Below are 17210 nucleotides of genomic sequence, written 5' to 3' on the forward strand. Positions count from 1 at the left end.
GGCCGGGACCGGAAGGGTCAGGAACCCCAGCTCGCGCGCCACGTCGACCAACGTGACCGCGTCGGCGGCGGCGATGTTGTAGGCGCCGGGCGGGCCCGCGGCGACCACGCACTGCAGCAGCGCGCTGCCCACGTCGTCCTCGTGGATCACCTGGAGCACCACCTCGGGCACCACGGCGAACAACGGAAGCCGCCGCGCCAGCGCGAGCAGGAGCCGGGTGGCCGGCTGCAGCGCTGCCGGGACGGTGGCCTTGGCGCCCACGGCGTGCGGGCCGAGGACGACGGGAGGCCGCAGCAGGTAGAGGTCCGGTCCGTCCTCGGTCACCTCCGCGGCGAGCAGCTGCTCGAGCTCGGCCTTCTCCCGCGCGTAGAAGAGCAGGTCCGCCGGCCGCACCGGCCAGTCCTCGGCCATGCCCACCGGGTTGTCCTGGTGGAAGCCGTAGGCGGCCACCGAGGAGGCATAGACGAAGCGCGATGCGCCGGCCTCACGCGCGGCCCGGTAGGCCGCGAGCGTGCCCTCGACGTTGACCTCGCGGGTCGTGGCCGGGTCGCCTCCGACCACGATGAACGCGAGGTGCACCACCACGTCGGCGTTCGCGAACGCGTCGGTGAGGGCGCCCTGGTCCCGGACGTCTCCGCGCTTGTAGACCATCTTCGACCAGCCGTGGTCGGTCGGCTCGAAGGGCCGGCGGGCGATGCCGACGACCTGCCGGATCCGGTCGTCGGCCTGGAGCAGCGGCACCAGCCCGAAGCCGAAGGTCCCCGTCGGTCCGGTCACGGCCACGGTCAGGTCGCTCTCGGTCACGGCGGAGTGGTACCCGGCCACCGTGCGGACCGACCGAAACCGGACTGTGGGCGTGGTCTCGGCGTACGACGCGCGGTGACCGGGCACTCTTGGCGCATGAGCACACTGCTGTCCCCCTGGCCCGGCGTCGTCGACACGTGGCTGGACGTGGGCGGGCGGCAGGTGCGGATCCTCCGGACCGACAGCGCTCGAGCCGACGGTGGAGGCGAGCCGCAGCTGCTCGTCCACGGGCTGGGCGGGTCGTCGGTCACGTGGATCGAGATCATGACCGGGCTGGCGAAGCACGGCCCGGTGGTCGCGGTCGATCTCCCGGGCTTCGGGCGGACCCAGCCTCAGGACGGCGACGCGCTGACGGTCCGCGGCTACGTCGAGTTCGTCGTCGAGGTCGCGGACACGCTGGGCTGGGACCGGTTCGCACTGCACGGCAACTCGATGGGCGGGCTGATCTCGGTGCTGCTCGCGTCCCGGCACCCCGAGCGGGTCGCCCGCCTGGTGCTGGTCTCGCCGGCGCTGCCACCCCGGACGCCGTTGGGTCTGCTGGTCCCGGCGCGCGCGACCCTCGACGGGATGACGCCCGTTGCGGTCTCGACCCTCAGCGCCGCCGTGCTCGGCGTGGTCGGCATCGCCGGCCCGGAGCTGACCGAGCACCGCAACCGGCAGCTCCTCAAGCTCATCTACGCCGACCCCGACGGCGTCGACCGGTCCGTGCTGCAGCTGATGGCCGCCGACTTCACCGGCGACGACGCCACCACGGCGCGCTCCCGGAGGCGGGCCCTGCGCAGCGCGACCCGCTCGATCGCTGCGCTATGGACCGACCCGCGTCGGGTCTGGCGGGCCATCGACCGGGTCACGGCCCCGACCCTGGTGCTCGGTGGCACCCGGGACGCGCTGGTTCCCGCCAAGGTGCTGCGAGCGGTCCTCGCCCGCCGTCCCGACTGGACGGGCCGGGTCCTCGACGACCGCCGGCACGCGCTGATGATGGAGGACCCGGAGACCTACCTGGACGAGTTCGCGCGGTGGCGCGACGCCACGCGTCGCGCGGCCTGACCCGTTCAGCTGACAGGATCTGCGCGCCCGTAGGGATTCGAACCCCAAACCTTCTGATCCGTAGTCAGATGCTCTATCCGTTGAGCTACGGGCGCAGACCCGCGGCGAGCCGCAGGACTGCACGAGGATAGCCGACCCCTCAGGCGGGGCCGAATTGTGCGGTTCCTGGGGCAGTGTGACCTGGGCCATGGCCCGTTGATCGTTCCAATATGACCGCGCTGGAAGCGCAGGTAGCCTCGCCGCATTCCGGGTCCCCATGGCTGCTGCCGACGGCTCGGTCAACCCCAAGTCGCCGCAATGACGCCGCGCGAACCAGCAGTACCGCGATTGCGCGAGAGGACCAGGCATGACCGCCACCCAGGACGCTCCCTCCACCTCGAGCTCCACCCCGACGACCCACCAGGGCATCCTCGACTTCGTCAACGAGGTCGCCGCGATGACCCGGCCGGACCGCATCCACTGGTGCACCGGGTCCGACGACGAGTGGACCGAGCTGACCGAGACGCTCATGGCGACGGGCACGTTCGTGCAGCTGGACCCGGCGATCAAGCCGAACTCCTTCTACGCCGCCTCCGACCCGATCGACGTGGCACGGGTCGAGGACCGGACCTACATCTGCTCGGTCGACGAGAAGGACTGCGGGCCCACCAACAACTGGATGGACCCGCAGGAGATGAAGGGCATCATGCGTGGCCTCTACGAGGGCAGCATGACCGGCCGCACCATGTACGTCATCCCGTTCGTGATGGGACACCTCGAGGCGGAGCAGCCGATGTTCGGCGTCGAGCTCACCGACTCGGCCTACGTCACCGCCTCGATGCGGGTCATGGCGCGGATGGGCAGCCACGTGCTCGAGCGGATGGAGGAGCTCGGCGCTGACTTCGTGCGCGCCGTGCACTCGGTCGGGCACCCCCTCGCCGAGGGCGAGGCCGACGTCAAGTGGCCCTGCAACGACACGAAGTACATCGTCCAGTTCCCCGAGGAGCGGACGATCTGGTCCTACGGCTCGGGCTACGGCGGCAACGCGCTGCTCGGCAAGAAGTGCTACGCGCTGCGGATCGCCAGCGTCATGGCCCGTGACGAGGGCTGGCTCGCCGAGCACATGCTGATCCTCAAGCTGACCAGCCCCGAGGGCACGGTCAAGTACATCGCGGCGGCCTTCCCGAGCGCCTGCGGCAAGACCAACCTGGCCATGCTCGCCCCGACCATCCCGGGCTGGAAGGTCGAGACGCTCGGCGACGACATCGCCTGGATGAGGATCGGCGAGGACGGCCGGCTGTGGGCGGTCAACCCGGAGTACGGCTTCTTCGGCGTCGCCCCCGGCACCAACGAGCACACCAACCCCAACGCGATGGCGACCATCAACAAGGGCAACTCGGTCTTCACCAACGTCGCCCTCACCGAGGACGGCGACATCTGGTGGGAAGGCCTGGAGAACCCGCCGGCCAAGGCGACCTCGTGGAAGGGCGAGCCCTGGACGCCGGACAGCGACGAGCTGTCCAGCCACCCCAACAGCCGCTACTGCACGCCGATCAAGCAGTGCGACATCCTCGCGCCGGAGTACGACGACCCGCGCGGCGTCCCGATCGACGCGATCCTCTTCGGCGGCCGGCGCAAGACGACGGTGCCGCTCGTCTTCGAGGCCCGCGACTGGACGCACGGCACCTTCCTGGGCGCCACGCTCTCGAGCGAGACGACCGCCGCCGCCGTCGGCCAGGTCGGCGTCGTCCGCCGCGACCCGATGGCGATGCTGCCGTTCATCGGCTACCACGCCGGTGACTACTTCAACCACTGGATCACGATGGGCAAGGAGAACGACGCCTCCAAGCTGCCCCGGATCTTCTACGTCAACTGGTTCCGCCGCGACGAGGACGGTGGGTTCCTGTGGCCCGGCTTCGGCGAGAACAGCCGGGTCCTCAAGTGGGTCGTGGAGCGCATCGACGGCCAGGCCGCCGCGGTCGAGACCCCGATCGGCCACGTGCCGGCGCCGGGCTCACTCGACGTCGACGGCCTCGACCTGAGCGAGGAGGCCCTCGCGGCCGCCCTCGCGGTCGACCCCGATGAGTGGAAGGCGGAGATCCCGCAGATCACCGAGTGGTTCGAGAAGTTCGGCGACCAGCTCCCGACGGTGCTGTGGACCGAGCTGGACGGCCTCAAGGCGCGTCTGGGCGTCTGACACCGCCGAGGTTTCCACTGTGGAACCATGGCAGCGTGGCGAGCTACGGTCCGGAGCAGCGGGCGTTGTTCGAGGACGACGCGGCAAAGCTCTACGACGAGATCTGCCAACTGGGTGGAATCGCCTCCTCCGACTACCGGATCGCTGACGGGGGCGAGCTCCGAGGAGCGTTCGACCTGCTCGCCGAGATGGGGCTCATCAGCTACGACAGCGAGCAGGACCGCTGGGCGCCCGAGGACCCTGCCGGCGTCCAGTCCCGGATCGTCTCGCCTCTGAGCCAGGAGGCGTCGAAGCTGCTCGCCGAGTCATCGCAGTGGAACACGGTGTTCGGCAACCTCGCCCTGAGCTTCCGCCGGGCGCCGCAGGCTTCGACGAGTCGGGCGATCACCTACCTCCGTGGGCCGGTCATCAACGACTTCCTGGAACAGCTCCTGACAGAGTGCGAGGAGGAGCTGCTCACCGCGCAGCCCGAGACCGGCCGGAGACCGGGTGTGCTCGCGCAGGCGGCCCTGCGTGACATCGCGACGGTCGAGCGCGGCGTCAAGATGCGCACGCTCTACCAGCACAGCGCTCGGCGCAGCTCGGCGACGCACAAGTACGTCGCGGCCGTGACCGCCCAGGGAGCCGAGGTGCGCACCCTGGACGAGTTCTTCAACCGGATGATCGTCGTGGACCGCCGGGTCGCGGTGATCCCGCACCAGGACCAGTCTCTCGTCGCGGTGATCGTGCGCGAACCGGCCGTGGTCGAGTATCTGGCCGACGTCTTCGAGCGCTCCTGGGCCCGTGCTCGCCCGTTCACCAACCGGGAGACCTCGTTGATGAAGGACATCGCCTCGGAGCAGCGGGCGATGACGATGCGGATGCTCATCGAGGGTCACGCGGACCCGGTGAGCGCGAAGCGGCTGGGAGTCAGCCCGCGGACCTACGCCGGCTACGTCGCCGACCTCAAGGCCGAGTACGAGGCGGAGACCCGCTTCCAGCTCGGCTACACGATGGGCCGGCTGGGGGTCTCGGGCCAGGAAGTCGAGCTGGACGAGGACTGAGGCTTCCCCGCTGCCGTCCTGCGAGGAACGAGGGTGACGCAAATATGCACGAGGGCGGCGACCAGATGGTCACCGCCCTCGTGCTGTTGAGACGGGCCTGGGGGGTTAGGCGCTGGGACCGGACAAGTGGGGGGAAAGTCGGGTCCTCGTCTCAAACCTGTGGAGCCTCGGTCACCACCAACCGGTGTCGCGGGCGCTGCTGCCGATGGCGGAGGCGCTCTTGGCCGCCTCGGCCGGCGCGGCGGCACCCATCAAGCCCACGGTGACCGCGGTAGCCGAGAGGACGATGGCGATGCGACGAGCGAAGGTCTTCATGAGTGTTTGCCCCCAACTTTAGGTCTGTCGTAGGCCCGCGTACTGGCCTGCGAGTAGTAGTCTGTTCGCGCGGGCTCACTAGTTGCGAGTCCGGTGGTGGCTCACAAACTTGCATTGCAAAAACATGCAATTGAGTCACCCTTGACGCACTCTTGCAGGGCGCGTTCGGTTCCGCCATGCCCCGGGGGATATGGCCATCGGGGCGCCGCACTGGTAGGCGTCCGGTCGCGCCCCCACAGCTCTGTCGGCACGTCCCCGAACGGGCGCCGTGACCTCGGGACGAGGCCGCCATCTGATCCGGCCCCCATCCGCGAGCGGATGGGGGCCGGGTCGGCTGCGGAGGCGGAGGGATTTGAACCCTCGATGGGGTTGTAGCCCCAAACCCGCTTAGCAGGCGGGCGCCATAGACCGGACTAGGCGACGCCTCCTGGAACAGCGCAGCACAGGCTACAAGCCCACGATGCGGGGCGACGAATCCGTCGCCGGAGCGGGCTCGAGTCAGTCCCGGCGCTGCTCGGGCTGGTAGGGCCGGAGGCCGCGGGCGACCTGCAGACGGTCCTGCAGGTCGCGGACGAACTGCTCCTTGTCCACGGCGAGCACGCCCACCGGGATGGTGGTGGTCCGCCCGTCCCGGAGCCGCAGGACGACGCAGGGAACGTCGTGGCGGGTGGTGGTGACCGCGTCCTCGACCTCGGTCCAGCGCGCCTGCGCCACGCCCGCGCCGCGCACCAGCCTCACGGCGTACCCGTGCTGGTCGCAGCGCAGGACCCACGCCCGGCTGCGCAGCCACCAGGCCAGGGCGCCCACGCCCACCACCGAGACGAGGAGCAGCGCCACCAGCAGGTCGGCCGGCAGGTCGAGGGCGGCGACGACGGCGGTGCCCGCGAACATCACGACGGCCACGAGCACGAGCCCCAGCCCCACGAACCGGGCGACCACCGTGGGCGCCAGCGGGTACGTCGTGGGCTCGGGCGTGGCGGGCATGGGTCGATTGAACACAAAGCGGTGACACTGCGCCTCTCCGGGTTGTGGCTCGCAGTGACCTGGGTCACACTCTCCCTATCCACCACCCGCGAGCGAGGCACTGACATGACGACTCCCGGCCTGCCCGCGGCCCTCCAGGCCCTCGACCAGTCGCTCGACGCGCCGCGCCGCACCGGTATCCCCCTCGGCAACTGGCGCTGGCTGGTCCGGCAACGCCTGGGTGTGGTCCGGGACGAGCTGCTGGGGGAGCGGGCCGGCTCCCAGGACGGCTGGCTCGCCGCCCGGGGCGGCGCTGCGTTCCGGGAGCGCAACGCGTTGCTCTCCCGGCTCACCGAGCTGTCCAGCCAGGTCCTCGAGGCCCCGGACATCGAGGCCACCCGGATCGAGCTGAAGAGGCTCGTCGCCGACGTCAACCGGCACCTGCAGCGGCTCAACGACATCTCCTACGACGAGGTCGAGATGGAGATCGGCGGCTCGGAGTAGCAGGACCGGCACCACTAGGGTGGCCCTGCCCAGGAGGGGTGCCGGAGTGGCCGATCGGAACCGCCTTGAAAGCGGTCGCTGGCAGAGATGTCAGCCGCGGGTTCGAATCCCGCCCCCTCTGCTCAGCCCGAACCGACCGTCGGTCCTCCGTCAGTCGGTGAGGAGCAGCTCGACCAGGACGTCACCCTCCTGGACGACGTCCGCCGCCGCGACCTTGACCGCCCGGACCGTGCCGGGGGCCTCGGCGATCACCGGGATCTCCATCTTCATCGACTCGAGGACCACCACGGTGTCACCGGCCTCGACGACGTCACCTGCGGACACGGCCACGGTCATCACGTTGGCGACCATCTCCGCGACGATCTCGGTCGTGCGCTCGCGGGCCATGCTGGGAAACTAGCGGCTACCCGCGCGTAACGACGAAGCGCTGGACCGAGCTCAGAGCAGCGCGGCGGACCGCGGTGGCTCCGGTCGCACGGGCGTCGTCGGTCCGCCGGCCCGGCGGCCACGTCCAGACCCCCCGGTCAGGGCGATCTCGGCGCGGATCACGGCGAAGCCGATCAGCAGGCCGACGGCCAGGCCGTAGACGACCGACAGCCCGCACTCGCGCAGCGAGATGGCCGGGTTGATGACCGAGTTGGCGACCGCGGTGGTGCCGGCGGCACCGAACGCGCACAGCCACCAGCCCTGACGGCGCCGGGCCCGCATGTGCACGCCCCACGCGAGGGCGGGCACCCCCAGCACCGCCTCGATCGGGCGCGGGAAGGCGCCCAGGTTGTCCCTGCTCCACCGGACCCCGTCGAGGAGGGAGGTGACCAGCTCCGGCGGACCGTAGCGCCGGAGCAGCTCGGCGTACAGCAGCAGCCCGGCGAGGATCGCCCCGCCGACGAGCACCCCGAGCAGCCCGCGACGGCCCAGCCCGTGCCAGCCCGCGCCGAGGCGGTAGACGAGCACCAGGACCCCCACGAGCGACAGGGCCAGCGTGACGTACTCGAAGCGCACCAACGAGAGCACCGGGTCGAAGCCGACGACAGCGAGGGCCCCGATCGCGGCCACCGCGACCGCGACACCGCACTCCCGGGCCACGCGCGCGAAGTGTTCGGCCGGCACGGTCACCATCACCGCCAGGACCGCCGAGACGACGCACGTCATCACCGCGGCCCCGGTCCGCAGGTAGGACTCGTCCGTGATCAGGACCGTCGCGCCGAGCAGCAGCGCCAGGCCGCCGAACACGATGGGTCGTCCGCCGGTGCGCGCCGCCAGCGCCCAGGTGTAGGCGCTGACGACCGCGACCGCGCCCACGCCGTCGAGCCACGAGGGACCGACCGGGACCAACGCCGCGACCAGGCAGGCCAGGCCCGCCGCCACGACCAGCCCCCACGCGGAGGTCGCCCACCAGGGGTGCCTGGTCTCGTCGTCGGGGCCGACCTTGACCCGGATCTCCGACACCGTCGGGCCCGGGACGATCTCCTCACGGACGGTGTCCGCGTCGTCCGGAGCAGCGACGGGGTCCTCCGCCCTGGCCTCCACGGGTCCGTCTGCGGGCTGCCCTGCCGGCTGCCCTGCCGGCTGCTCTGCCGGCTGCTCTGCCGGCTGCTCCGGGAGCTCCTCCGCGGGATCCTCGACGTACGCCGGCCCGACGGACGGGACCTGGCGGCCCGACGTCCGGTGCGCGCGGTCGCCTCTCGAGGCGCGGCGCCGGGGGACGGTTCTAGACACGTCGGGAGAGGTTAGCCTGGATCCCGGCTAGCTCAGGCGCCTGTTGGCCAAGGACGGGTTGGTCGACCGCGCCGTCTCCAGTGCCGACCTGGTCAGGGTGCCCTGCAGGTGGGCGGGACCCTCGTCGGCCTCGGCCAGGACGTCGCCGAGCGGGTCGACGACCAGCGAGTGGCCGGAGTAGCGCGGACCCGGCTGGCCGGCCGCGACGACGTACACCGTGTTCTCGATGGCCCGGGCCCGGGCCAGCGTGCGCCAGTGGTCGACCTTGCGTGGTCCCGCCACCCACGCGGCCGGCACCACGAGGACCTCGGCGCCCGCGTCGACCAGGGCCCGGCCCAGCTCGGGGAACCGCAGGTCGTAGCAGGTCATGATCCCGACCCGCCACCCCGCGACCTCGACGACGACCGGCAGCGGTGCGCCCGGGCTCAGGTTGTCGGACTCGAGGTAGCCGAACGAGTCGTAGAGGTGGATCTTGCGGTACGCCGCCGAGGACGCGCCCCGGACCAGCACCGTGTTGTAGGGGCGAGCGGGGTCCTCGGAGGTCTCGAACATGCCGGCGACGACCGTCGTCCGCCGGTCGTGCGCCACCGTCGCGAGCTCGGTGGCGAACGGCCCGTCGACCGGCTCCGCGAACGCCGCCACGGAGGAGCCCGGCTCCCCGAAGTCCCGGGCGAACGCCTCCGGCAGCACGACCAGATCGGTGTCGTCGGGGACCAGGTCGCGCAGCCGCGCCCGGTTGGCCGCCGGATCGAGCCCGGAGGCGTGCTGGACCACTCGGACCCGTAGCTCGGTGTCGGACCTCACAGGTCCACACTGACGGGTGTGGCCGGGTCGATCAACGCGGGGTCCTTCGATGCGGGGCCCTTCAACGCCGTGATCCTGGCCGGCGGCACCGCGGCCCGCCTGGACGGCGCCGACAAGGCGTCGGTCGAGCTCGCGGGCCGGACGCTGCTGTCGTGGGCGCTCGACGCCGTGGTCGACGCGGGCGAGGTCGTGGTGGTCGGGGACGCCGTCCCGACCGAGCGCCCGGTGACCTTCACCCGTGAGGACCCGCGCCACGGCGGTCCGGTCGCCGCGCTGCTCACCGGTCGCGACGCGCTGCTCCACGAGCGAGCCTGGCTCGCCGTGCTGGCGTGCGACATGCCGCACCTGACCACGTCGACGTTCCGTCGGCTGCGCGAGGCTGCGGCCGGCCGCGACGGGGCGGTGCTGGTGGGTCCGGACGGCCGGCGCCAGCTCGCGTTCGTGGCGGCGGTGGCTGCCCTCGACGCCGTCCGGCCGGACCACGAGGCGCAGCACGGTGCCGCGCTGCAGCCCCTGCTGGCCCGGCTCGACCTCGTCGAGGTGTCCTCGGTCGGCGCCGAGCACCGGGACGTCGACACGTGGGCGGACCTCCGGGACCTGTCCTCCTGACGCAGCCCTCCAGACGGGGCTTGCGAGGCACCCGCTTCTCAGGTCACGGTGGACCTGTGAACCTCCACGACTGGATCGACGAGCTCTGTGACGTCCTCGACGTCGAGGCCGAGGTCGACGAGGGTCTGCTGGCGGACCTGACCAAGGTCGCGGCCAGCAACGTCGAGCACCTGGCGGCGCCGGTGACGGCCTACCTGCTCGGGTTCGCCTCGGCGACGCACTTCGCCGATCCCGACGAGGTGGAGCGGCTGGCCGCGAAGGCGCACGCGCTGGCCGAGGGCTGGGACCGTCCGGCCGCGGCGCCCGACCCGGACGACATCGACGACCCGGTGCCGGACGACAGCCTCGTGGACCACACCGGCGACCTCTACGAGGTCTGAGGACCTACCCGCAGGGCGCCCGGGAGGACGGCTCGGCATCAGCCTCCTAGGCTCGCCCCATGCGCGCAGTGGTGGCCCAGGAGGCCGGCGGACCCGAGGTCCTCACGATCGTCGAGCGGCCGGACCCCGAGCCGGGGCCGGGTGAGGTGCTGCTGGACGTCGCCGCGGCCGGGCTCAACCGGGCCGACCTGCTCCAGCGCCAGGGGTTCTACCCGCCGCCCCCCGGGGCCTCGGACGTGCTCGGGATGGAGTGCAGCGGCACCGTCGCGGCGGTGGGGGAAGGCGTCACCGGCTGGGCGGTCGGCGACCACGGCTGCGCCCTGCTGTCGGCCGGCGCGTACGCGACCCGGGTCGCGCTCCCGGCCGGTCAGCTGATGCCGGTGCCGGCCGGCGTCGACCTCGTGACGGCCGCGGCGCTGCCCGAGGTGGCCTGCACGGTGTGGTCCAACGTGTTCATGGTCGCCGGCCTCCGCCGCGACGAGACCCTGCTCGTGCATGGTGGAGCCGGCGGCATCGGCACCTTCGCGATCCAGCTCGGCGCGGCCCTCGGTGCCCGGGTGCTCACCACGGCCGGCAGCCCTGAGAAGCGCGAGCTCTGCCGGGAGCTGGGCGCCGAGGTGGCCATCGACTACCGGGACGAGGACTTCGTCGAGGTGGTCAAGGAGCGGACCGGCGGCCGCGGCGCCGACGTCATCCTCGACAACATGGGCGCGTCCTACCTCGCCCGCAACGTGACCGCCCTCGCGGACAAGGGTCGGCTCGTCATCATCGGCATGCAGGGCGGCACCAAGGCCGAGCTCGACATCAACGCCCTGCTTCGCAAGCGTGGCGCGATCATCGCGACAGCGCTGCGGTCGCGTCCGGCCGAGGACAAGGCCGCCATCTGCGCCTCGGTGGTCGAGCACGTGTGGCCGCTGGTCGCCGACGGGTCCGTGCGGCCGATGGTGCACGCGACGCTGCCGCTGGACCGGGCCGGCGAGGCGCACGCGCTGATGGAGTCGGGCGAGCACAGCGGGAAGATCCTGCTGACGACGTGACCGGACTCCGATCCGAGGCCCCGGGATCTCGAGGCTCGGAAATAGGTGAAGGGCCCTCGAGAGTATGAGTCCCAAGGGCCCTTCGGGTGATCGGTACTGGTGACGCTCTCGATCGACCGCTCTCCACGTCCGGCCCCGGCGGCTTCGTCACCCAGCCTCCGCGACACGTCCCCAGCAAGCTGGCTCTGCGTCGTACGGACCTTCTGCTTCGAGCTGTCCCGCTCTCCCCGGAGGGAGTGCGTGAGGAGAGTTCTATGCCCCGGCGAGGAGGGCGCGCAAGGGGTTCGCGGAACATTCTTCTGGTTCCACCGAAAGTCGGCTGCCCCTCCACAGATACGGCTGGATCCTCCACAGCGGACGGGGGTTCATCCCCAGCAGAGGTGCCCGGCTGTGGAGAACACCCGCTCGGTAGGTTGGGGCCATGAGCGAGCAGCCACAGGCCCAGCCGGTCCCGGGTGAGGGCGACGCGGCCGCGACCGAGCAGCAGGAGCAGACCGTGGTCATCGTCGGGCCCGACGGGACGCCGATCGGGCAGGTTCCGGCGTCGGCGCTGGAGGTCGTGCACGACGAGGAGGGCGACGCCGAGGCCGGTGAGCGGGCGATCGGCGACCTGGTCGAGCAGCCGGCGAAGGTGATGCGGATCGGGAGCATGATCCGCCAGCTGCTCGAGGAGGTGAAGGCGGCGCCGCTGGACGAGGCGAGCCGCAACCGCCTCAAGGAGATCCACCAGGCGTCCATCAAGGAGCTCGAGGAGGGTCTCGCCCCGGAGCTGGTGGAGGAGCTCGACCGGCTCACGCTGCCGTTCTCCGAGGACGCCACCCCCTCCGACGGCGAGCTGCGGATCGCGCAGGCGCAGCTGGTGGGCTGGCTCGAGGGCCTGTTCCACGGCATCCAGACGGCGATCTACGCCCAGCAGATGGCCGCCAAGCTGCAGTTCGAGCAGATGCGCCGTGGCCTCCCGGCCGGCATGGGGGCGCCGCAGGCGCAGCCCCAGGACCCGCACCAGCCGCCGCAGCCCGGCGACTCGGGCGGGATGTACCTCTAGCTCGGCCGGTAGTCCAGCCGACTCAGCGCCGGCGGCCCAGCCCGCGGACGACGACCAGCCCGAGCAGGCCCACCAGGATCAGGGCGAGACCCGGTGCCGCGGCCCGGGAGAGTGTCGTGGGCTCCCCGGTCTCCACCGGGGTGAACTCGGCGGACTCGGGCGTCGGTGGGACCGGGTCCCGGCCCTCGCCGAGGACCCGCTGCACCTTCTCGACGACCTCGGCGTCGACGGGCACCGTGCCGCCGCCGCTCTCCGCGACCCAGGGGTCACCCGAGGAGACGGTGAAGAACATGTACTCGGTGCCGACGGCGAGCTCGCCGAGGCTGCACTGCTTGGGGGTCTTCTCGGAGCGCACCTGCACGGCCTCCGAGTCGATCTCGCCCTGGTAGACGCGGGTCACCGTGACGTCCTGCAGGTAGTAGACGCCCTGTTCGCCGGCGGGCTTGGCCTGCTCCGTCACGGCGGTCACCTGCCCGGAGAACACCGCCATCGCCCGCTTGCTGCTGTCGGCGACGGAGATGAACGGGCACTTGTCGGCCGGCTCGTCGGCCGCGGCTGGCGGCGCCGCGGCGACGCCGGCGCCGATCGTGGTCGCAACCACCAATGCCGCGGCCAGGGAGCGCAGTCGGGACGGGGGCACCGGTCCATTGCAGCAGGTCACAGGTCGAACACTCCAGCCAGCACCTGCGCGACTCCGTCCTCGTCGTGGCCGGGCGCGAGGTGTCCGGCAGCCTCGCGGACGCTGGGATGCGCGTCCGCCATGGCGTACGACGTCCCGGCCCAGGTGAGCATGGGCAGGTCGTTGGGCATGTCGCCGAACGCGATCACGTCGGCGGCCTCCACGCCCAGGTCACGGGCCAGCAGCTCCAGGGACGAGGCCTTCGTGACGCCCGGGCCGCTCATCTCGAGCAGCGTCGAGGACGACGACCACGTGATGGTCATCAGGTGGCCCACCGCGGCCTCCGCGGCGTCCCAGTAGTCCTGCGGCCCGAGCTCCTCGTGCCGGGCCAGCAGCTTCAGCAGCGGTCGGCTCAAGAGCGCCTCGATCGACGCGCGCCTGGCCCCGGCGGGCAGCGGGTGCCGTTCCATGAACTCGGGCTCGAGCGAGATGCCGTCCAGCGTCTCGACGGCGTAGGCCGACCCCGGCACCGCCTCGCGCAGCAGCCGGCAGACCTCCCGCGCCGTGTCGGGGGCGACCGGCCGCTCCAGGTGCACCTGCGACCGCGCGACGTCCCACACCAGCGCGCCGTTGGAGACGATCGCCAGGCCGTGGCTGCCGACGTGCTCGAAGACGTCCTCGGCCCACCGCAGCGGCCGGCCGGTCACGAAGACGACCGGGATGCCCCGGTCCTCGAGCTGGACGAGCACGTCGCGGGTGTAGTCCGACACCGAGCCGTCGGAGCGGACCAGCGTGCCGTCGAGGTCGGTCGCGACCAGCCGAGGTCTCAGAACCAGCGCCTGAGCTCGGCGGCCGCGCCGTCCTCGGACACGATGCCGGTGACGTCGTCGGCCGCGTCGATGACCTGCTGGACGGCCTGCCCCATCGCGACACCGCGTCCGGCCCACCGGAGCATCTCGATGTCGTTGCGGCCGTCGCCGATCGCCAGGACGTCGGCCGCGGTCAGGCCGAGCTGGTCGACCACGTACTGAAGGCCGCTGGCCTTGGTGACACCAAGGGGTGCCAGGTCGAGCCAGGCGGTCCACCCGACGACGTAGTCGGTGCCGTGCAGGCCGAGCTCCTCGGCCAGTCGGACGAAGTCGTCGGAGGTGGCCTGCGGGTCGCGGATGATGACCCGGCTCACCGGACCGGCGACCAGGTCCTCGACGTCGGTGAGGATCATCTCGCCGGACAGCTCGCCGGTGGGGAACTCGTTGGTGACCCGGTAGCCGACCCCGCGCTCCTCCACCGCGACCAGCGCGTTGGGGTGCCGCTCGAGCACCGCCCGCACCGCCGGCGCGGCGTCGAAGGTCTCCTCGAGGACGACGTCCATCGGCGGGTAGCGGAACACGACCGCGCCGTTGCTGGCCACGATCCACAGCGGGTCGTTCGGTGGGGTGTGCAGGGCGAGCATGTCCGCCACCGGTGTCATGCCGTGCGGCGACCGGCCGCTGGCGAGCACGACGTGGGCACCGGCGTCCAGCACCCGCTGGACGGCGTCGTGCACGGCGGGGGTCACCGTGCCGTAGGTCGTGCCCTCGCCCTCGACCCAGGAGAGCAGGGTGCCGTCGATGTCGAGCGCCACCAGCCGGGGGCGCCAGTCCGTGCCCTCGGTCATCCGATCGGCTTCAGGACCTCGAGGCCACCGAGGTAGGGCCGCAGCGCCTCCGGCACCGTGACCGAGCCGTCGGCGTTCTGGTGGGTCTCCAGGATCGCCACGATCGTCCGGGTCATCGCGCACAGCGTGCCGTTGAGGGTCGAGATCGGCCTGATGCCACCGGCTCCGCTGTCGCTGTCGGGGAACCGGCCGCGGGTGTCGAGACGGCGGGTCTGGAACTCGGTGCAGTTGGAGGTCGAGGTGAGCTCGCGGTAGCGGCCCTGCGTCGGGATCCAGGCCTCGCAGTCGAACTTCCGGATCGCCGAGAGGCCGAGGTCGCCGGCCGCGACGTCGATGACCCGGTAGGCCAGCCCGAGCTTGCCGAGGAACTCCTTCTCCCACTCCAGGAGCCGCTGGTGCTCGGCGTAGGAGTCCTCGGTGGTCGTGTAGACGAACATCTCGACCTTGTCGAACCAGTGCACCCGGAAGATGCCCTTGGTGTCCCGGCCGTGCGAGCCCGCCTCCTTGCGGAAGCACGGGCTGAACGACGCGTAGCGCAGCGGCAGCGCGGAGGCGTCGAGGATCTCGTCGGAGTGGTACGCCGCCATCGGCACCTCCGAGGTGCCCACGAGGTAGAGGTCCTCGCCGTCGATCTTGTAGACGTCGTCGGCGGCCTGGCCCAGGAAGCCGGTGCCGTCCATCGCCCGCGGCCGCACCAGCGCCGGGGCGATGACCTGGGTGAAGCCGGCGTTGCGGGCCTGGTCCATGGCGAGGTTGATGAGCGCCAGCTCGAGCTGGGCGCCCACACCGGTCAGGAAGTAGAAGCGCGAGCCCGAGACCTTGGCGCCCCGCTCGATGTCGATCGCGCCCAGGATCTTGCCGAGCTCGATGTGGTCGCGCGGCTCGAACCCCTCGGCCGCGAAGTCCCGGGGGGTGCCGACGGCCTCGAGCACGACGAAGTCGTCCTCGCCGCCGGCGGGGGCGGCGTCGTCGGCGAGGTTGGGCATCGACAGGAGGGCGTCCTGCCAGGCCTGCTCGGCCGCGGCCTGCGTGGCCTCGAGCGCCTTGACCTCGGCGGCCAGCGCCTTGGTGCGGGCCAGCAGCTCCTGCTTCTCCTCGCCCTGGGCCTGGGCGACCTGCTTGCCGAGGGTCTTCTGCTCGCCGCGCTTGGCCTCGAACTCCACGATCGCCTGCCGGCGCGCCGAGTCGGCCGCGAGCGCGACGTCGACGATGTCCGCGGACAGCCCACGCTTGCCCTGGGCCGCTCGCACACGGTCGGGGTCGTCACGGAGGATGCGCGGGTCTATCACCCGGTCAGGCTATCCGTGCCGGTCGACCGGGCTCACCTGAGATACGCCGGGCCGGGACGGGTCCCGCATACTTGCGCAGTGCTCGACCGCCCCCGTTCCGTGCAGCTGGCGTGGGCCGCGGTCTGCTTCGCGCTCTTCGGGCTACTCACCCTCTGGGTGGTCCAGGACTGGGCGCCGCTGGTCCGTCTCGACGACCGGGGGGACCCGGCGCGGCAGTGGGCCGTCGACGCCGGCTGGCTGAAGCACCCGCTCCTGGTGGTCGAGGACGCGTTCAACACCATCGGCCTGCTGGTCATGACCGTCGCGCTCGCCGTGGCGATGTGGGTGAAGGGACACCGGAGGGCAGCGGTGTTCGCGGCGGGAGTCATGCTCGTCGACTGGGTCGTCCGGGTCGGCGCGAAGGTGCTGATCGGGCGCGAGCGGCCCGAGTGGCAGCTCACCGAGGACGTGCTGTCGACCAAGGCGTTCCCCTCCGGGCACGCCGCGGGGGTCACGGCGCTCGCCGGCGTCCTGGCCGTCCTGGTCGCCATGCTCGTCCGTCGCGGCAACCTGCGCCGGGCGGCGTACGCCGGGCTGGTGCTGCTCGTGGTGGTCGTCTGCCTCGACCGGGTCCTCCTGGGTCGCCACTACCCGTCGGACACCGTCGGCGGGGTCCTGCTGAGCACCGGGATCGTGCTCCTCGGGCTGGCGGTGTACTCACCGCTGCCGGTGAGCCACGCGATCAAGGCCGACCCCCTGGTCGAGGTCGTCACGAGCGACCGGCGGCTGGCCGTCATCCTCAACCCGAGCAAGTTCGAGGACGTCGAGGCGTTCAAGGTGATCGTCACCAGCCTGGCCGCGGAGGCGGGCTGGCTGTCGCCGCGGTGGTACTACACGACGGTCGAGGACCCCGGCACCGGGCAGGCGGAGGCCGCGTCGGTCGACGGCGCCGACCTGGTCCTGGTGTGCGGCGGCGACGGCACGGTGCGGGAGGTGTGCGCCGAGCTCGCCGGGACCGGCATCCCGGTCGGCATCGTGCCCGCGGGCACCGGCAACCTGCTGGCCCGCAACCTCGACATCCCGCTCTTCATCAGGGCCGCCATCGACGTGGGCCTCACCGGCCAGGACCGCGCCATCGACATGGTCGAGGTCACCGGCGACGGGTTCGAGGACACCCACTTCATGGTGATGGCGGGCATGGGCTTCGACGCCGCGATCAT

Annotated in this window: 19 protein-coding genes and 3 tRNA genes; 10 read left to right on the plus strand and 12 right to left on the minus strand. The window is 71.8% G+C overall.

All coding sequences use genetic code 11. The features are described 5' to 3' along the window. On the minus strand, nt 1–804 hold an 804-nt coding region (locus JHD21_RS12140), incomplete at its 3' end, for an NAD-dependent epimerase/dehydratase family protein (RefSeq protein WP_292675424.1). A gap of 96 nt (nt 805–900) precedes the next feature. Between JHD21_RS12140 and JHD21_RS12145 the strand changes: the two genes are divergently transcribed. Beyond that, entirely contained in the window at nt 901–1851 is a 951-nt protein-coding gene (locus JHD21_RS12145) for an alpha/beta hydrolase (protein WP_292675427.1), read from the plus strand. A 22-nt stretch (nt 1852–1873) separates the two neighbouring features. Here the strand turns inward: JHD21_RS12145 and JHD21_RS12150 are convergent. After that, a tRNA-Arg gene (locus JHD21_RS12150) sits at nt 1874–1946 on the minus strand. A 251-nt stretch (nt 1947–2197) separates the two neighbouring features. Between JHD21_RS12150 and JHD21_RS12155 the strand changes: the two genes are divergently transcribed. Continuing rightward, complete coding sequence (locus JHD21_RS12155) at nt 2198–4027, plus strand: phosphoenolpyruvate carboxykinase (GTP) (RefSeq protein WP_292675430.1); 1830 nt, start codon at nt 2198–2200, stop codon at nt 4025–4027. Nucleotides 4028–4062: 35 nt separating this feature from the next. Beyond that, nucleotides 4063–5070, plus strand: a complete 1008-nt coding sequence (locus JHD21_RS12160) for a LuxR family transcriptional regulator (RefSeq protein WP_292675432.1) — start codon at nt 4063–4065, stop codon at nt 5068–5070. A gap of 171 nt (nt 5071–5241) precedes the next feature. Here the strand turns inward: JHD21_RS12160 and JHD21_RS12165 are convergent, their stop codons facing one another. The 3 genes from JHD21_RS12165 to JHD21_RS12175 form a co-directional block, all read right to left on the minus strand. Then, entirely contained in the window at nt 5242–5385 is a 144-nt protein-coding gene (locus tag JHD21_RS12165) for a hypothetical protein (protein WP_292675435.1), read from the minus strand. Nucleotides 5386–5722: 337 nt separating this feature from the next. Then, nucleotides 5723–5813 (minus strand) — tRNA-Ser (locus JHD21_RS12170). A 70-nt stretch (nt 5814–5883) separates the two neighbouring features. Continuing rightward, a complete protein-coding gene (locus tag JHD21_RS12175) occupies nt 5884–6369 on the minus strand; it encodes a hypothetical protein (protein ID WP_292675438.1) in 486 nt (161 codons plus the stop codon). A gap of 105 nt (nt 6370–6474) precedes the next feature. Between JHD21_RS12175 and JHD21_RS12180 the strand changes: the two genes are divergently transcribed. After that, complete coding sequence (locus tag JHD21_RS12180) at nt 6475–6852, plus strand: hypothetical protein (protein WP_292675441.1); 378 nt, start codon at nt 6475–6477, stop codon at nt 6850–6852. Nucleotides 6853–6884: 32 nt separating this feature from the next. Beyond that, a tRNA-Ser gene (locus JHD21_RS12185) sits at nt 6885–6973 on the plus strand. A gap of 29 nt (nt 6974–7002) precedes the next feature. Here JHD21_RS12185 and JHD21_RS12190 read toward each other — a convergent pair. The 3 genes from JHD21_RS12190 to JHD21_RS12200 all read right to left on the minus strand — a co-directional run bounded on the left by JHD21_RS12190 (nt 7003) and on the right by JHD21_RS12200 (nt 9375). Beyond that, nucleotides 7003–7239, minus strand: a complete 237-nt coding sequence (locus tag JHD21_RS12190) for a biotin/lipoyl-binding carrier protein (RefSeq protein WP_292675444.1) — start codon at nt 7237–7239, stop codon at nt 7003–7005. 51 nt (nt 7240–7290) lie between these two features. After that, nucleotides 7291–8382 carry a hypothetical protein gene (locus JHD21_RS12195; protein ID WP_292675446.1) on the minus strand — a complete coding sequence of 364 codons (1092 nt, stop codon included), beginning with the start codon at nt 8380–8382 and terminating at the stop codon, nt 7291–7293. A gap of 216 nt (nt 8383–8598) precedes the next feature. Further along, entirely contained in the window at nt 8599–9375 is a 777-nt protein-coding gene (locus tag JHD21_RS12200; RefSeq protein ID WP_292675449.1) for a carbon-nitrogen hydrolase family protein, read from the minus strand. An 18-nt stretch (nt 9376–9393) separates the two neighbouring features. On the opposite strand from JHD21_RS12200, the gene JHD21_RS12205 reads away from it, so the two are divergent. The 4 genes from JHD21_RS12205 (at nt 9394) to JHD21_RS12220 (ending at nt 12446) form a co-directional block, all read left to right on the plus strand. Further along, nucleotides 9394–9984: an NTP transferase domain-containing protein gene (locus JHD21_RS12205; RefSeq protein WP_292675452.1), complete on the plus strand. Its 591-nt coding sequence runs from the start codon at nt 9394–9396 to the stop codon at nt 9982–9984. A gap of 56 nt (nt 9985–10040) precedes the next feature. Then, nucleotides 10041–10364, plus strand: a complete 324-nt coding sequence (locus JHD21_RS12210; RefSeq protein WP_292675455.1) for a DUF6457 domain-containing protein — start codon at nt 10041–10043, stop codon at nt 10362–10364. 59 nt (nt 10365–10423) lie between these two features. Next, nucleotides 10424–11401, plus strand: a complete 978-nt coding sequence (locus tag JHD21_RS12215) for an NAD(P)H-quinone oxidoreductase (protein WP_292675459.1) — start codon at nt 10424–10426, stop codon at nt 11399–11401. A 421-nt stretch (nt 11402–11822) separates the two neighbouring features. Beyond that, complete coding sequence (locus JHD21_RS12220; protein WP_292675461.1) at nt 11823–12446, plus strand: bacterial proteasome activator family protein; 624 nt, start codon at nt 11823–11825, stop codon at nt 12444–12446. A 22-nt stretch (nt 12447–12468) separates the two neighbouring features. Here the strand turns inward: JHD21_RS12220 and JHD21_RS12225 are convergent, their stop codons facing one another. From JHD21_RS12225 to serS, 4 genes are read right to left on the minus strand one after another with little or no spacing between them, the layout of a single operon-like run. Then, a complete protein-coding gene (locus tag JHD21_RS12225; protein WP_292675465.1) occupies nt 12469–13086 on the minus strand; it encodes a hypothetical protein in 618 nt (205 codons plus the stop codon). 17 nt (nt 13087–13103) lie between these two features. Further along, nucleotides 13104–13901, minus strand: coding sequence for an HAD family hydrolase (locus JHD21_RS12230; RefSeq protein ID WP_292675476.1), 798 nt, complete (start codon nt 13899–13901; stop codon nt 13104–13106). Next, on the minus strand, nt 13892–14722 hold the full coding sequence (locus JHD21_RS12235) for an HAD-IIB family hydrolase (RefSeq protein ID WP_292675468.1): 831 nt from the start codon (nt 14720–14722) through the stop codon (nt 13892–13894). Before JHD21_RS12235 ends, JHD21_RS12230 begins: the two co-directional genes overlap by 10 nt. Next, nucleotides 14719–16011: a serine--tRNA ligase gene (gene serS, locus JHD21_RS12240; RefSeq protein ID WP_292675471.1), complete on the minus strand. Its 1293-nt coding sequence runs from the start codon at nt 16009–16011 to the stop codon at nt 14719–14721. The genes JHD21_RS12235 and serS overlap by 4 nt, the downstream gene beginning before the upstream one ends. 78 nt (nt 16012–16089) lie before the next feature. Here serS and JHD21_RS12245 point away from each other — a divergent pair. After that, nucleotides 16090–17210, plus strand: a 1121-nt coding sequence (locus JHD21_RS12245; protein ID WP_292675474.1) for a diacylglycerol kinase family protein, incomplete at its 3' end; no start/stop codon positions are given.

The sequence above is a fragment of the Nocardioides sp. genome (genome assembly GCF_016462705.1).
In the GTDB taxonomy this organism is placed as follows: domain Bacteria; phylum Actinomycetota; class Actinomycetes; order Propionibacteriales; family Nocardioidaceae; genus Nocardioides.

Coding starts and splice junctions, on each gene's coding strand:
- JHD21_RS12145 (WP_292675427.1), top strand. CDS start 901: ATGAGCACACTGCTGTCCCCCTGGCCCGGCGTCGTCGACACGTGGCTG.
- JHD21_RS12155 (WP_292675430.1), top strand. CDS start 2,198: ATGACCGCCACCCAGGACGCTCCCTCCACCTCGAGCTCCACCCCGACG.
- JHD21_RS12165 (WP_292675435.1), bottom strand. CDS start 5,385: ATGAAGACCTTCGCTCGTCGCATCGCCATCGTCCTCTCGGCTACCGCG.
- JHD21_RS12175 (WP_292675438.1), bottom strand. CDS start 6,369: ATGCCCGCCACGCCCGAGCCCACGACGTACCCGCTGGCGCCCACGGTG.
- JHD21_RS12180 (WP_292675441.1), top strand. CDS start 6,475: ATGACGACTCCCGGCCTGCCCGCGGCCCTCCAGGCCCTCGACCAGTCG.
- JHD21_RS12190 (WP_292675444.1), bottom strand. CDS start 7,239: ATGGCCCGCGAGCGCACGACCGAGATCGTCGCGGAGATGGTCGCCAAC.
- JHD21_RS12215 (WP_292675459.1), top strand. CDS start 10,424: ATGCGCGCAGTGGTGGCCCAGGAGGCCGGCGGACCCGAGGTCCTCACG.
- JHD21_RS12220 (WP_292675461.1), top strand. CDS start 11,823: ATGAGCGAGCAGCCACAGGCCCAGCCGGTCCCGGGTGAGGGCGACGCG.
- JHD21_RS12235 (WP_292675468.1), bottom strand. CDS start 14,722: ATGACCGAGGGCACGGACTGGCGCCCCCGGCTGGTGGCGCTCGACATC.